This is a genomic window from Lentzea roselyniae (assembly GCF_039537795.1).
In the GTDB taxonomy this organism is placed as follows: Bacteria; Actinomycetota; Actinomycetes; order Mycobacteriales; family Pseudonocardiaceae; genus Lentzea; species Lentzea atacamensis.
Genome location: NZ_BAABBE010000052.1, coordinates 18,169 through 32,275, shown reverse-complemented (window position 1 = coordinate 32,275; position 14,107 = coordinate 18,169). Strand labels below are relative to the sequence as shown.

Sequence of the window (14,107 nt, the reverse complement as noted above, 5' to 3'; positions counted from 1 at the left end):
CGGGATCAACGGTTCCAGCCGAGCCCACAGCTCGTCGGTCAGGACCTCCTCGCGCACGCCGTGATCTTGGAATGTCCTGTCCCGCAAGCAAAGCCGACACGCCAGCTCATTTTGAACTGATCACTAAGAGGACGCCGAGGGCCCGCCCCAAGCTGTTCGTCACAGCTCCAGCCACATGATCCGCAGACCCACCAGCCCCTGAGTCGGATGGCGGAACGCCCTGGGCGCGGTGCCGAGCGTGACGAAGCCGAGGCTCTCGTAGATGTTGATCGCCGCGGTGTTCGTGTCGACAACGGCGTTGAACTGGATGGCGGCGAACCCGCTGCGCCGCGCCCACTCGATCATGTCGGTGGTGAGGGCACGGCCGACACCCCTGCCGCGCGCTTCCTCGGCGACCATCAGGGTGCCGGAAGCGACGTGGTTGCCGGGGCCGCCCCGGTTCGCGTACATGTTCGCGGTGCCGAGCACCTGGTCGTCGCCGGCCACGACCACTCTCGCCGGTGCGGGCAGCAGCCACATCCGCCGGGCGTCGGGCTCGATCATGTCGGGATCGTAGGGGATGGTCTCCTGCTGGGTGATGACGTTCTGGATGATCGGCCAGATCTGCGGCCAGTCGTCCCCGCGGGCCTCACGAACGGTGGTGAGCATGTGGTCCTTCGTCTGCCAGGGCTTGGGTGATCTGGCGGGTGTTCTGCTCGGCGACGCGGGGGTTGACCGCGGCGTAGTGGACGTAGGCGTTCAGGCCGGTGGCCTGCGCCCAGCCACGGCCGCGCGTCCACCCTGAGCTCGCCGAAGTCGATGACGGCACTGAGCCGTCCCTCGGTCGTCAGCAGGTCGCCGGTGTGGAAGTCACTGTGGCGCCACACCGGATCCTGTTGTGGGACGGCGAGAGCCGCCTCCCACAACTCGGTCATCCGCGCTCGGTCGAACGGGACTTCCGCGATGGCCGACCGCGTCGCCGCGTCCCGTGTGGACACCGCCTTGCCGGCGTAGCGTCGATGTTCGGTGTCGCTCCGACGGACAAGCACAGCTCCCTGCGGGATGGACGATCAACGGCCGTGGCAGCCTGGCACCGTCCTGCAGTTCCATCAACCGGTTATCGAGGTGTCGTCACCCGAGCATCGTCCATCGCCCTTCGGAGACGACCTCGACGGAGCCGTCGACGACCTTGATGGCTGTCTGTTCGTCGATGGCGTAGGCAGGGACGCCGATGCCGGCGGCCCACCGCTCTGCGTCGGCCAGGGTGTTCGTGGGAAAGGCGTCCAGATGCGGGAAGATCGCGAAGTCGACGACTCCCAGGGTGCGGTCGTCCTGCGCAGAATGCCATTCGACGAAGTACTCACCGATCCTGGGCGTCATCACCATGCTTCCGGCACTCACACCCACCCAGACCGTGTCTGGCAGCGACGGCAGCAGGTCTGCCAGCCCGGACTCGCGCATCCAGTGGCACAGGTACGTCGCGTCGCCACCGTCGACCAGGAGCACGTCCGCGTCCCGGACCCAGGGGACCCATCGCTGCGCGCCGATGGTGGGCAGCGCGGTGAGCTCGAGGACGCCGAGCGATGCCCAGCCCAGGCCGGAGAAATGCCGCCACACCGGCTTGGCAGCTAGGAATTCCTGCACCGATGCCGGACCGCACATCGGGTGACCCCACTGGGCTGTCGGGACGCAGAGGGCGTGACACTCGGAGATCGGCTTGCCGAGAAGCTGCACGAGCGCCGTGTGGATGCTCGGGTTCGTGACGCCGCCTGACGTGAGCAAGAGCTTCACAGCTGCCTCCAAATCGTGCGCGGAAGGTGGATGTGTCTGCAGACTGCGGCCCGAGCTGGGACTCATCGCAGTTCGCGCATCCTGTTGGGAGTTCTTGAGGTTGCCAGGCGCGATCGTCTTCGGCGCCGACCGTCCTCGGCTTCGACTGGCGTCACGGCACGACTTGGAACTGCAACTCGGACTTCGGCTCCACCACCCCGCAGAGATCGCGACCGTATCGTCCCGAGGCACTCCGCGACCGCGTCCACGCGGCGATATTCGATCGCTGCCACCCGACCCTCTGCGGCAGCATGAGGAAGCCGAGGTGTCCGAAAGGGGGCGGATGATCGTGCCAGGATCGGAAAGACCTGTCCGCAAGAACGCAGTGCCGCTCGCCCTGCGCCTGTACGGAAAGGAATTGCGGCGCCACGGATTCATGTCCGTGGGCGCACTCGTGCTGCCCGCGCTGGGCGTCACGTGTCAGCTCTATCTCGCGCCGTTGGCGGTGGGCGGGCTCGTGGGGAAGCTTGCGGCTGGTGGCGACACGGGCCTCGGCACCGTCCTGCAGTACGTGCTGGCCTTCGGCGGTTTCATGCTGCTCTCGGAACTGTTGTGGCGCATCGGCCTGCACTGCCTCAACCGCGTGGACGGCCGCGGGATCGAGAACCTGTCCGCCCACGCGATGGACGAGCTGTTGGGGAAGGACGCGGCGTTCTTCCACGACAACTTCGCAGGTTCGCTCACCAAACGGGTGCTGAGCTTCGCGTTCCGCTTCGAGGACTTCGTGGACACGCTGGCGTTCAAGATCTTCGCCAACCTCATCCCGCTGGGTTTCGCCTGCGTCGTGCTGTGGAGCTACAACCCGGTGCTCGTCGCGGTGCTGGTCGGCCTGATCCTGGTCACGGGATGTGTGGTCGCGCCGCTCATCCGCCACCGCCAGCGGCTGGTCGACCAACGCGAGGCCGCCATCGCCCAGGTGTCCGGCCACGTCTCGGACACGCTCACGAACATGGAGACGGTGCGGGCGTTCGCCGCCGAGCGGCGCGAGGGCGCGGAGCACCGGACCCGTGCCGCCAAGCAGCGAACGCTGGCACTGCGGTCGTGGGACTACAACAACCTGCGCATCGACACCGTGATCGCGCCGCTGTCGGTGCTCACGAACGTGCTCGGCCTCGTGGTCGCGATCGGGGTCAGCGACGGGCTCGGCGTGGAGGCGATCGTGGTGACGTTCGCCTACTTCGGGAACGGGACGCGGATCATGTTCGAGTTCAACCAGATCTACCGGCAGGTGGAGAGTGCGCTCACCGAGGCAGCTCAGTTCACCGAACTGCTGCTCGACCCGCCGACCGTGCTCGACCCGAAGCACCCGGAACCGTTGCGCGTGAAGGACTCCCGGGTTCAGTTCGAGAACGTCGTGTTCACGCACGGCGGCGGCGAGCCGCTCTTCGACGGGCTCGACCTGGACATCCCGGCGGGCACGCGGATAGGGCTCGTCGGCCGCTCCGGCGGAGGCAAGACCACGCTCACCCGGCTGCTCCTGCGGCTGATGGACGTCGATCGGGGCCGCATCCTCATCGGCGGCCAGGACATCGCCCGCCTGAGTCAGGCCGACCTGCGCGGCCTGATCGGGTACGTGCCCCAGGACCCGGCCATGTTCCACCGGACGCTGCGCGAGAACATCGCGTTCGCACGGCCAGGTGCGACCGACGCCGAGATCCACCGCGCCGCGCATGCCGCGCACGTGACGGAGTTCGCGGACGCGCTGCCCGACGGGTTCGACACGATGGTCGGCGAACGCGGCATCAAACTGTCCGGCGGACAGCGGCAGCGGGTCGCGCTGGCACGCGCCATCCTGCGTGACGCGCCGATCCTGTTGTTGGACGAGGCGACCAGCGCGCTGGACTCGGAGAGCGAGGTGCTGGTCCAGGAGGCGCTGTGGCGGCTCATGGAGGGCCGCACCGCAATCGTCGTGGCACACCGGCTCAGCACGGTCGTGCGGATGGATCGGCTGATCGTGCTCGACCGGGGCCGGATCGTCGAACAGGGCACCCACGCGGAACTGCTCGACGTCGACGGGACGTACGCGAAGCTGTGGCGCCACCAGTCCGGCGGCTTCCTCGACGAGGCGGTCGGCACTCGTTGATCAGCCGCAGTTCTCACCACGTGACGGGGAGCGATTCCACGCCGTAGATCACCGAGGCGTCGTACATGCGCAGGTCACGGGTGGCTGGGCGGAGTGGGAACAGGCTTTTCAGCACCTCGTCCAGTTCGGTGCGGGCCAGGTGCTGGCCCAGGCACTGGTACGGGCCGAAGCCGAACGCCACATGGCCGCCACCGGGTGGGCGGCTCGCGTTGGCGGCGGGCAGCGAGACCACCACGCCGTCCCTCACACCGGCACGCCACCGATAGACGTGTCGGCAACCGCCACTCGGCGCGGGCCCGTTTGCACCACGCTCCAGCCTGGCCAGCAGGTCTTCCACCGAGCGGGACGGGTCGGTCAGGACGGCCGGGCCGATCATGCTCGACGTCGTCTGCACGCTCGCGGCCACCACCAGGCGCAGGTTCACCACGGCCTCGTCCTCGGTCAGCTCGCCGGACGCGACCAGCCTGCCCGTCAGGTCGTCGGCCGGACCGCGGCGGACCAGCGCCCGCAGCCTTGCCAGGAACGCTTCCTCCGCCGACTCCAGCGACGAGCGCGGGAACGTGCGGTCGTGCAGGTGCCGGGCCGCGGCGATCGTCGACGGCACCTCGGACTCCGGCACACCGATCAGACGCAGGATCACCGCCTGCGGCACCGTCAGCGCGACGGCCGGATCAGGTCGGTGCCGGGGCCCTGCGCTCGCAGATCGGCTACGGCGGAGGCCACGCACGACGCGATCAGGGGTCGCATCCGTTCCACCCGGTGCACCGGGAACTCGCCGGTGAACAGCCGCCGCACCCGCCGGTCCGCCGCCGTCCAGCCTGATCATCGAACCGTGGGTGCTCGCACCGCAATGGCCGGGGCCGGCCGGATAACCGGGCAGGCTCGGATCGGCCGAGAGCACCGGGTCGGACAACGCCTCCCGCGCGTCCTCCATCGAGTCACCAGCCAGGCGGCGGAGTTGTTCTCGGCGGCCACGCGCAGCGGTGGGCTGGTCGGTGCAGATCGGTGGCCACGCGGTACGGCTTGTGATCGCCCATCGCTGCCACTGCCTCACGCCACTTGTGGCAGCTCGGCTACCGAGTGCCTCGAGCACAGCGACCAGTTCCACGCAAACCTCACACGGGCATGTGAGGTGCCTCGTCGGCGTCACCATGCCGAGCCCGCGCCTTTCGCCGCCGTTTCCGGTCGAGCAGCCACATGACCGGCGAGGCGGAGAGCCCGTGCAGCAGGATGGACCCGATGATGACCAACCCGACGATCCTCCACACCGTGGCCTGATCGGAGAACTGGCCTTCCTGCAGAGCGTAGGTGACGTAGAACAGCGAGCCGACGCCCCGGACGCCGAAGAAGGCGATGACCGCTCGTTCTCGCGGTCCTGTTCTGCCCGCGACGAGCCCGATCCACCCGGTCAGCGGACGCACCAGCAACAGAATCACGCCGACGACCAGGATTTCGTGCCACCTGACACCCTCGAGCAGGCCGGTGGCGGCAGCGCCGCCGAGGAGGAAGACGATCAGCACCGTGAGCATGCGCTCGGCCTGTTCGACGTACCGGTGCAGAACCTGGTGGTAACCGTGGTGACGTTCGCTGGCCCTGACCGCGCAGGCGCACACGAAGACCGCGATGAACCCGTAGCCCTCGATCAGCTCGGCGATCCCGTAAGCGAGAAAGGTCGCGGCGAGGGCGACGAACCCTTCAGCGTGCTCGGCCAGACGCAACTTCTTCGACGGCGCCGAGAAGAACAGCTTCCCGAGCGCCCATCCGATCACCAGGCCGACGGCAACCCCGGAGACGAGCCGCCAGGCCACGTCCACGGCGAGCCAGTGCGCGAGCCATCCGGACGGCGCGGCGCCGGCGACGCTGATCGCGATGGCGGCGTAGGTGAACGGGAAGGCGAGTCCGTCGTTGAGGCCGGCTTCGGAGGTGAGCGCGAACCGCGCCTCGTCCTCGTCGGACTCCGGGTTCTCCGCGGGTTCGGCGACCTGGACCTCGCTCGCGAGCACGGGGTCGGTCGGAGCGAGGGCGGCCGCGAGGAGAACGGAGGCCCCGACGCCGAGGCCGAGCGCGCCCCAGCCGAGCAGGCCGACGGCGAGGATGGACAGCGGCATGGTGATGGCGAGCAGGCGCCAGGTGCTCGCCCAGCCGCGCAGACTGACCGCGCGGTTCAACGCGAGGCCGGCTCCCATCAACGAGATGATCACGCAGATCTCGGTCACGTGGAGCAGCACGCTGCTGTGCTGCACGGGGTCGGGATCGGGCAGCGGCTCGACCACGGAGAAGGTCAGGGCGCCCGCGCCCAGGAAGAGCATCGGCATGGAGATCGGCGCGCGGTCGAGCAACCGCGGCAGGAGAGCGGCGGCCAGCGTCGCGAGGCCTGCGCCGGTGTACAACAAGGGCCCTGGATCCACGGCGCGCCTTCCGCTCGAACCTCGAACGGACCAGATACCCACTTGACCGGGGTGGCGAAACAGCACTCGCCCCGCCGTCAGGTACTTCACCGGGGACCTGTCAGACATCGGGATGGCCGCGTTCGTGGACAGGTGTGGCATGCGCGCGGCCGCCGAGATCGGCGTTTCACGAGGTGTTGAGCATGCCGGAGGTGCGGGTGATGCTGCGGAGGGCCACATGGCATCGAGCACCTCGTCCAGACGCGACGGGTCACTGCCCGGCGGGCGGAACGCCCGCCGAACCGAGCAGGACCTCATCGGCGCCATCTCTCCACAGTGGACTATATGAGCGGATGGCATCACTCCCAGAACACTTGGAGCGCCTCGGATGTCAGCTGAGACAGGCCGTGGGTGGCGCAGTCCGTGTTGGGGTGAACCACCGGATAGGCGTTGGCGGTGTCGCCGGCAAGGGGGCCGTGGGTGAAGTAGGCGCTGATCGTGATCCGTCCTGCGGACGGGTCGGTGTTGACGGTGATGTCGAACTTGCTCTTCTCGCCGGTGTTCCAGGTCAGCACGGCCTGTTCGGTGATGGTCATGACGGGTGCGCAGTGGTCGCCGAAGTGGCGGGTCGCTGTTCCCGTCCCGGTGCGTACGCCTGATTTCAAGCGGGTGTACTTCCCGTTGGGTGACTGGCAGTTGACGAGTCCACCGCCGACCCTGGCGTCGGCGGTGGTGTTCGTCGGGGTCAGCGGCGGGGTGAAGTCGAACTGGAAGTTGCCGGTGCAGGTCAGGTCTCCGGTCTCCGCCTGTGCCGGGTGGACCACGGCAACGGTCAGCAACGAGGCCAAGGCGAGCATGCGAGCTGGTTTCTTCATCACGGGTTCTTCTTCTACTGGGTCCGTCATGCGGTGGAGTGCCGCCAGCCGAGCGAAACATCTGCACGAATCGGTGATTCGACACGCTCAACGAGGATGGTCCCGCCGTGTGTGCGGCAACTGGCCGACATGCAGCACAGGCGTCACCCACACCAGCATCCTCGCCGTGGTGTTCACCCGCGAATGCAGTTTGATCACCAATGCCCACCAGCCCAGATTCAGCTCAGGCAGTCACAGCCGACTTCGACACCCGCCCAATGCGCGGCCTGACGTTCAGTCCGTTTCGGACACTCCGTCGAACGTGCACACGAGACCACCCACCTCGTCTTGCCACACTCGGCCGCGGACGCCGTAGACCTCGCGCAGCAGTGCGGCGTCGACCACGTCCTGCGGGACGCCCTCGGCGTGCACTCGTCCGTCCCGCAGCGCCACGACGCGGTCGGAGTAGCGGACTGCCTGGGTGAGGTCGTGCAGCACCGCGACAACGGTGAGCGAGCGCTCGTGTTGCAGCCGCCGGACGAGGTCGAGGACCTCCAGCTGATGCCGGACGTCCAGGTAGGTGGTCGGCTCGTCCAGCAGCAGCACCGGTGCGTCCTGGGCCAGCGCCAGCGCGAGCCGGACCCGTTGCCGCTGCCCGCCGGAGAGCTGGCCCACCGGGCTGTCCGCCCAGTCCTGGGTTCCGGTGTCCCGCAACGCCGCGCGCACCTCGTCGTCGTCCGCCTCGGTCAGCATTCCGAGCGGACCCCTTGCGGCGTAACGACCTTGACGCACGAGCTGGCGCACGGTCAGGCCGCTCAACGGTGGCATCGTCTGGGGCAACAGCGCGATTCGTCGTGCGACTGCGCGGCGCCGCAGGTGCGCGAGTTGTTCCCCGTCGACCAGCACCCGGCCCTGGTCCGGTGTGTGCAGGCCGGCCAGCACCCGCAGCATCGTCGTCTTGCCACTGCCGTTGCACCCGAGCAGCGTGACCCACTCCCCGCCGCGCACCACGACGTCCACGTCGCGCAGGACCACCTTGCTGCCGAACCCGGCCCACACGCCTTCGGCGCGCAACTCGCTCACTCGGCCCCTCCCGTGATCGACGATGAACTCCGGCGGGCAAGAGCGATCAGCACCGCCGCTCCGGCGAGTGCGGTGACCGCGCCCGCGGGAAGACCCGCCTCGGCCCTGCCGATCGCGGTGGTGACGAGCTGGGCCGCGGTGTCGGCCAGCGCGAGCACACCCGCGCCGATCAGGGCGGCGGCAGGTACCAGAAAACGGTGTGCCGCACCGGTGAGCCAGCGCGCCGCGTGCGGTGCGAGCAGACCGATGAACGCGGTGGCACCCACTGCCGCCACGGCCGCCGACGTGGCGAGCGCCGCCAGCGCCAGCACCACGTTGCGCCACGGCGCGACGGCCAGCCCGACGGCCAGTGCGTGGTCGTCGTCCACGGCCACGACGTCCAGCACCCCGGCGATCGCGACCGACGCCACGAGCACCACGGTGAGCACCGGCCACAGCGGCGCCAGGTGCTCCCACGTCCGGCCCACGAGCGAACCGAGCAGCCACCGCGTCACCGCACCGGCGAGCTGCGGCCGGGCGGTGAGCAGGACCAGCGTCAACCCGGCGAGCACAGCGGACACGACCACCCCGACGACGGCGAGTCTCATCGCGTCCCCGCCGAGCCTGCTGGCGAGCACCCACAGCACACCGCCTCCGACGACGCCGCCGACGAGCGCGGCGGCGGCCATGAACGGAGCGGTGGCCGCGACGCCACCCGCCACGGACGCGCTGACCGCACCCAGCACCGCACCCGACCCGACACCGGTGATCTCCGGCGCTGCCAAGGGATTGCGCAGCACACACTGCAGCAAGGCGCCCGCCACACCCAGGCACGCACCAGCGCACAGCGCGACCAGGACCCGCGGCACCCGCAGCTCGACGATCACCGAGTACGCGTGACCATCGCCTCCGAACAACGCGGCCGCCGTGTCCACCGGCGACAGTGAAGAGCCGGTCGCGAGCTGCGCGAGTGCGCACACCGCGACCACGGGTACGAGCAGCACCAGGGCAGGCCATCTCCAGCCGATCACGACGAGCTCCTTGCCGTACGGGTGCCGCGCAGGATCAGGCCGAGACCGATGACGACGGCGACGAGCGCGGTCAGCCCGCCGACCGGTAGTTCCACCGGGTGCAGGACGGTCCGAGCGGCCACGTCCGCGACGACCACCACCAACGCGCCGAGCACCGCGGACCACGCCAGCCGCTCCACCGCATTCGTGTTCGGCCGCCAGGCCTGGGCGATGCGGACCGCGAAGAACCCGACCCAGGCGATGGGACCGCACGGCCCGGCCACCACCGCGACGAGCAACGACGCCACGGCCAGCACGGCGGTCCGCGCGGCACCGGTGCGCAGCCCCAGTGCGGACGCGGTGTCGTCACCCAGCCGCAGCAGGTTCACCGCGGGCAGGACCACCACGGCGGCCGCCATCGCCACCACCGTTCCCAGCGCTGCTGAACCCACTGCCTGCCAGGTGGTACCGGTGAGCGAACCGAGCAGGTAACGCACCAGCACGCCCTGTTCCCGCGCGTCCACGAGGGCACCGGCCGCGATCATGATCGCCTGGCAGGCCGCACTGACCGCCGCGCCGATCAAAAGCACCGCGGCGGGGCTCGTAGCACCTCGGACGGCGAGCAGCGTGGCGAATCCGCCCACCGCCGCACCGAGCAACGCCGGCACCACAGGAGCACCCGGCACGGAGACGCCGAGCGCGACGCAGACACCGACCGCGGCGCCGGCGCCGCTGGACACACCCAGCAGTTCCGGCACCGCCAACGGGTTGCGCAGCGCTTCCTGCAACAACATGCCCGCCGCCCCCAGGCACGCGCCGGCGATCACGCCGAGCACCAGCCGCGGTGCCCGCACGTGCGCCACGATGACGTGCTCCAGCCCGTCCGCCGCGGACAGCGCCGGCCACAGCCGGTTCACCCCGACGAACGGCTGCCCCAGCATCAGCGCGGCCGCCGCGATCGCCAGCACCAGCGCGGCGGCCGCCGCCACGCGAGCTGTCACGCGGGAACCTTCTCCAGCGCCTCGTCGATGATCGCCGCCATGCTCCGCGTGCCACGCCCGGATCCCCACAGCTTCGCGTGCATCTCGTGCACGCGCTGCTGCTTCACCGCCGGGATCTGCTGCCACACCGGGTTGTCGGCCAGTTGCGCGCTGAGCGTCCGGTCCTTCGCCGAGAACAGCAACGAGTACACGAACACGACGTCGGGTTGGCGCGCGAGCAGCTCTTCGACGTTGTAGTTGCTCGCCGTCGCGACATCGCCGCCCTTGCCGGGGAACGGGTAGTCGAACAGCTTCGCGAGCAGGTCGCCCTTCAGCGAGGCCGTCGTGTCCACTCCGATGGAGTCCACGCTGCCGTACATCAGCAGCACCTTCTTGCCGGCCTGTCCGCTGGCGCGAGTGCGCTCGACCGCATCCGCGAGCTTGCCGCGGAACTTCTCCTCGGCCGACCGTGCCTGCTCCACCCTTCCCGTGAGCGCGCCCAGCGCACGCAGGTAGCCGACCGACTGCTCCCACGTCACCGGGTCGGGCGTCCACAGGGGAGCAAAGCGCTCGATCGCCTCCCGCAGGGGGTCGTGCACGCCGGGAAGCCCGATCACGAGGTCCGGCCGCATCGACGCGATGGCCTCGACGTCCTCACTGCCGAACGTGCCGGGCACCACCGGTACCGCCGCACCCGTCTGTTCGCCGAGCAGTGCCGGGTGCTTGATCAACGCCGGATTGCTCGTGCCGACCGGCGTGAGCCCCAGCGTGGTCACGATGTCGTCGCACAGTCCGTTCAGGCAGACGATGCGCTCCGGCTGCTTGCTGACGGTGATCTTCCGCCCAGTCGGGTCGGTGACGGTCAGCGACGGCTCCAGCGGGGCCACCGCGCGGTCGATCGACGGCCGGGAGGAGCCGCTGGACGAGGGCGTACCGCTGTCCGCGGGCGCGGTGGAACAGGCCGTGGCGGCAGCCGCGACGGCGAGGAACAGGACGGCTCTGCGGACAGCAAGGCTTGGACGGGACATGCGCGCCTCTCACTCGGGACGGGTGGTCACCCGGCCGGGACTGCTCGCACCCGGCTGTGGAGATGATTATCATGTGCACATGGGTTGGCGCACCCCGGTTACCGCGCTGTCCGGTTTTCTCGGCTCTGGCTCGAACCTGCGCACGGCGCGTCGCGCTGCGCGGCGCGTGGTGACCGGCGAGGAACTCGCGCGTGTGGCCGCCTCGGGCGGCTGGCACCCGCGACGACGTCGTGCTGCACCGCCGCTACGTCGCCGACATCGCCGAGAGCACCAGGGCCGCCCTGTCCACAGTGGACCCGACTCCGTTGTACGCGAAGTACGGTCACAACACCCAGGCCGCGGTCGAGGTGTACCTCGACGCGGCGTCCGAGCAGGCTTCCGCGCCCGTCGCCGAGAAGTCATCCTCGAGTCGCTCCGCCTCGATGGTGCCGGGCTGCAGATCCACCCCTGACCGCGTCAGGTCCGCCGGCTGGGCGGCACGTACTCGAACGTCGGGCCCGCTGTCGCCGTCCCGTCCTCCAGCGGCGTCGCCATCAGTGCCTGGGCCTGGGCCTTCACCTGGTACATCGTGCCCACGGTGGCGCCGAGCCGTGCGGGTTCGCCGTTGAACGCCTCCTCCAGCTGCTGCAACAGCAGGCAGTAGGTGACGTTGAACCGCTCCTGGGCCACGCGGATCTCGCTGCCCTCCGGGTGGTCGGTCGTGCGGGGGTTCGGCCGCATGGGCATGACCGCGTCGAAGTCGACCACGATCGGCTCGCCGGTCGGACCGGACTGCGGCGTGTCACCGGTCTGGTAGCGACGGCCGTGCTTGAGCTCCTGGAACCGGTAGTAGTGCGCTACCTCGTCCCGTTCGGGGTGGAAGACGTCGCGGTCGCCGTCCCAGACGTCGGTGCGCGCGGCTCCCTCGCCCTGCTCGGTGATCTCGGTCAGCGCCGCCAGCGCGGACTTCAGGTCGTGCACCGGGATGACCGCGCCGCCTCCGCCGCGCAGGTGGAACTCGCCGACCTGCCGGGCAGGGTCGCCGGTGAAGACGGCGTCCTCGCCCAGTTCGTCGCACAGCCTGCGGATCCCCGCCTCGATGGCGGCGTAGAACTGCCCGATCGTCTCGTACTCGTTCGCTTCGGGTGGTGCACCCACCGGAGCGGGCTGCTCGATCCGGGAGAACAGCTCCAGGGCCTCCGGGCCGAACGGGACGAGCTGAACCTGGAGGGACCGGTCGCCGTGTGGCAACGGGTGCGGGTACGGCGGAAGCAGCTCAGGGATGTCGAGCCTGGGCTCACCGCCGACCGCGTTGAGCAGGTTCGCCGCGAGCGCCAGGTGCAGCATCTCCTCCGCGAGCACGCTGCCGACCACCTGCACGGCCTCGGCGTTGCGGCCAGGGTCCAGCGAGTACAGCGCACACAGGTACGGAGGGATGGTCGCGTGCTCCAGCTCGATCGCCCACTGCAGGTGGCGTCGGAGATCCTCGACGGTCTCGATCGCACCACCCGAGGGCCGCAGCTCGACCACGACGCGGTAGGAGGCGGGTTCCGAGGTGATGTGCAGACCGGGATCGTCGAACATGCGCTGCAGCGAGGCACGCCACTCGGCGTTGACGACGGCCCTGTCCAGATCGGTCCCCGAGCTCCACTCCGCGATGTGCACGAACCGCACGTCCGGTCCGTCGGCGAGTGGCCTGTGCAGGCGGGAGCGCACGAAGCCGGGCTGGGCAGACATGATCCGCGCGTTTTCGCGGTACACGTCGACGAAGTGCTCGGCCTCGTCGGCCGGCACGGTGTAGTTCTTGATCACGACGACCGGCTCGCTGGTGCCGGTGCTCGATTCCAGGGATTGACTCACGTCAAAGAAGACCGGACAGGCCCCGGGCTTGTGACAGCCGTGGCGCGCCGACCAGGACAGCCGCGATCACGATGACGGCATCGGAGCGGGCCGACGGTGTTCAGCTCGTCGACACCGGCCCACCCCTGTTGCGTTCGATCGCTTGGTCACCACCGCGGCCCTGTTGCTCGCGGTCAGCCTGCCGGCCTTCGGCACCAGCGGAGTCAGCTTCGTCCAGCTGTTCGGCATCGGTACCGGACTCGCGATCCTGATGGATGCCACGCTGATCCGCGGCGTTCTCGTACCGGTCGGCATGCGGCTGCTGGGCGGCGCCGCGTGGTGGGCACCCCGGCCGTTGCGCCGCCTGCACGACCGGATCGGGATCGAGGAGTCCGAGCTCGTGCGCTCCTGAAGGGGTCTCGTCGAGTTTCGAGCTCGACCAGACCGCGGCGAAAACCAGGTTCCGCGCCGGGCCGGCTGGAAATGGAGTCCTCGGTGGGTTGATCAACGGGTACGAACCGGTGTCATCGCCACCGATACAGTTCGGACGTGAACCAACCGATTCCGTTCGCCGACACCAACTTCAAGCTGGCCGTCGTGCAAGAGCTGATGTACAACCAGGAGCTCTTGCCGAAGTTCGACCTGCGCGAGTACGCCGCCGAGCAGGGCTTCACCTACGACGACTGGAGCTTCGAGGCGGTGCCCGAGGCTCTGGCCTACTTCGAGGCCCTCGAGATCCCCTTCGAGCTCGCGGAGAAGATCACCGAGATCGTGATGGACGGTGGCAACGAGATCTACCGCGAGATCGCGCCGAGGTGGGACGGCGAGGACGCGCTGTTCGACGTCGACGAGTTTGCCGACCTGCAGCACTTTCCCAACCTGAAGTCGATGACACTGTTCTACACGGGCGACGAGGGCGCGCTGGAGGCGGTGCGTGCCCGCGGAATCGAGGCGGACTGGGCCTGAACGGCCGCTACTGCAGGCTGAGCAGTGGGGGAGCAGGGTGGGCGAGGCTCCCGTGGAGTGCCACAAGTCGGCAATGGGGTCTGACCTTGTGCCGCTCGCCTGTGGCGCGC

General features: G+C 69.3%; 14 protein-coding genes and 1 pseudogene. 3 read left to right on the top strand and 12 right to left on the bottom strand.

Annotated elements, in window-relative coordinates; genetic code table 11:
* Positions 1-159 precede the first annotated feature (159 nt).
* The 4 genes and pseudogenes from ABFX45_RS43130 to ABFX45_RS43115 all read right to left on the bottom strand — a co-directional run bounded on the left by ABFX45_RS43130 (position 160) and on the right by ABFX45_RS43115 (position 1,770).
* On the bottom strand, positions 160-648 hold the full coding sequence (locus ABFX45_RS43130) for a GNAT family N-acetyltransferase (RefSeq protein ID WP_346136872.1): 489 nt from the start codon (positions 646-648) through the stop codon (positions 160-162).
* Positions 629-808, bottom strand: coding sequence for a hypothetical protein (locus ABFX45_RS43125; protein WP_346136878.1), 180 nt, complete (start codon positions 806-808; stop codon positions 629-631). The genes ABFX45_RS43130 and ABFX45_RS43125 overlap by 20 nt, the downstream gene beginning before the upstream one ends.
* 28 nt (positions 809-836) lie before the next feature.
* Positions 837-977 (bottom strand): annotated as a pseudogene (locus ABFX45_RS43120) (phosphotransferase); the annotation flags it as partial.
* A gap of 133 nt (positions 978-1,110) precedes the next feature.
* Positions 1,111-1,770 carry a Type 1 glutamine amidotransferase-like domain-containing protein gene (locus ABFX45_RS43115; protein WP_346136870.1) on the bottom strand — a complete coding sequence of 220 codons (660 nt, stop codon included), beginning with the start codon at positions 1,768-1,770 and terminating at the stop codon, positions 1,111-1,113.
* Between the two features lie 415 nt (positions 1,771-2,185).
* Between ABFX45_RS43115 and ABFX45_RS43110 the strand changes: the two genes are divergently transcribed.
* A complete protein-coding gene (locus ABFX45_RS43110; RefSeq protein ID WP_346136868.1) occupies positions 2,186-3,892 on the top strand; it encodes an ABC transporter ATP-binding protein in 1,707 nt (568 codons plus the stop codon).
* A gap of 13 nt (positions 3,893-3,905) precedes the next feature.
* Here the strand turns inward: ABFX45_RS43110 and ABFX45_RS43105 are convergent, their stop codons facing one another.
* The 8 genes from ABFX45_RS43105 to ABFX45_RS43070 all read right to left on the bottom strand — a co-directional run bounded on the left by ABFX45_RS43105 (position 3,906) and on the right by ABFX45_RS43070 (position 13,052).
* Entirely contained in the window at positions 3,906-4,826 is a 921-nt protein-coding gene (locus ABFX45_RS43105) for a cytochrome P450 family protein (protein ID WP_346136866.1), read from the bottom strand.
* Between the two features lie 181 nt (positions 4,827-5,007).
* Positions 5,008-6,285 (bottom strand): cation:proton antiporter, encoded by a 1,278-nt coding sequence (locus tag ABFX45_RS43100; RefSeq protein ID WP_346136864.1) that lies wholly within the window; start codon positions 6,283-6,285, stop codon positions 5,008-5,010.
* Between the two features lie 353 nt (positions 6,286-6,638).
* On the bottom strand, positions 6,639-7,154 hold the full coding sequence (locus tag ABFX45_RS43095; RefSeq protein WP_346136863.1) for a hypothetical protein: 516 nt from the start codon (positions 7,152-7,154) through the stop codon (positions 6,639-6,641).
* Between the two features lie 273 nt (positions 7,155-7,427).
* Complete coding sequence (locus ABFX45_RS43090) at positions 7,428-8,216, bottom strand: ABC transporter ATP-binding protein (RefSeq protein ID WP_233439500.1); 789 nt, start codon at positions 8,214-8,216, stop codon at positions 7,428-7,430.
* On the bottom strand, positions 8,213-9,226 hold the full coding sequence (locus ABFX45_RS43085) for a FecCD family ABC transporter permease (RefSeq protein ID WP_346136860.1): 1,014 nt from the start codon (positions 9,224-9,226) through the stop codon (positions 8,213-8,215). The genes ABFX45_RS43090 and ABFX45_RS43085 overlap by 4 nt, the downstream gene beginning before the upstream one ends.
* Complete coding sequence (locus ABFX45_RS43080) at positions 9,223-10,206, bottom strand: FecCD family ABC transporter permease (RefSeq protein ID WP_346136858.1); 984 nt, start codon at positions 10,204-10,206, stop codon at positions 9,223-9,225. Before ABFX45_RS43080 ends, ABFX45_RS43085 begins: the two co-directional genes overlap by 4 nt.
* Positions 10,203-11,213 (bottom strand): ABC transporter substrate-binding protein, encoded by a 1,011-nt coding sequence (locus ABFX45_RS43075; RefSeq protein ID WP_346136856.1) that lies wholly within the window; start codon positions 11,211-11,213, stop codon positions 10,203-10,205. The genes ABFX45_RS43080 and ABFX45_RS43075 overlap by 4 nt, the downstream gene beginning before the upstream one ends.
* A gap of 456 nt (positions 11,214-11,669) precedes the next feature.
* A complete protein-coding gene (locus ABFX45_RS43070; protein ID WP_346136854.1) occupies positions 11,670-13,052 on the bottom strand; it encodes a ferritin-like domain-containing protein in 1,383 nt (460 codons plus the stop codon).
* 142 nt (positions 13,053-13,194) lie between these two features.
* Here ABFX45_RS43070 and ABFX45_RS43065 point away from each other — a divergent pair, with 142 nt between their 5' ends.
* Together ABFX45_RS43065 and ABFX45_RS43060 are read left to right on the top strand one after the other, a co-directional pair.
* Positions 13,195-13,443, top strand: a complete 249-nt coding sequence (locus ABFX45_RS43065) for a hypothetical protein (RefSeq protein WP_233439503.1) — start codon at positions 13,195-13,197, stop codon at positions 13,441-13,443.
* A 137-nt stretch (positions 13,444-13,580) separates the two neighbouring features.
* Positions 13,581-13,997, top strand: coding sequence for a DUF6892 domain-containing protein (locus ABFX45_RS43060; RefSeq protein ID WP_109636593.1), 417 nt, complete (start codon positions 13,581-13,583; stop codon positions 13,995-13,997).
* Positions 13,998-14,107 lie beyond the last annotated feature (110 nt).

Excerpts from the sequence above, each read along its gene's own strand:
- ABFX45_RS43105 (WP_346136866.1), bottom strand. The coding sequence starts at position 4,826 with ATGGAGGACGCGCGGGAGGCGTTGTCCGACCCGGTGCTCTCGGCCGAT.
- ABFX45_RS43110 (WP_346136868.1), top strand. The coding sequence starts at position 2,186 with ATGTCCGTGGGCGCACTCGTGCTGCCCGCGCTGGGCGTCACGTGTCAG.
- ABFX45_RS43130 (WP_346136872.1), bottom strand. The coding sequence starts at position 648 with ATGCTCACCACCGTTCGTGAGGCCCGCGGGGACGACTGGCCGCAGATC.
- ABFX45_RS43075 (WP_346136856.1), bottom strand. The coding sequence starts at position 11,213 with ATGTCCCGTCCAAGCCTTGCTGTCCGCAGAGCCGTCCTGTTCCTCGCC.
- ABFX45_RS43095 (WP_346136863.1), bottom strand. The coding sequence starts at position 7,154 with ATGAAGAAACCAGCTCGCATGCTCGCCTTGGCCTCGTTGCTGACCGTT.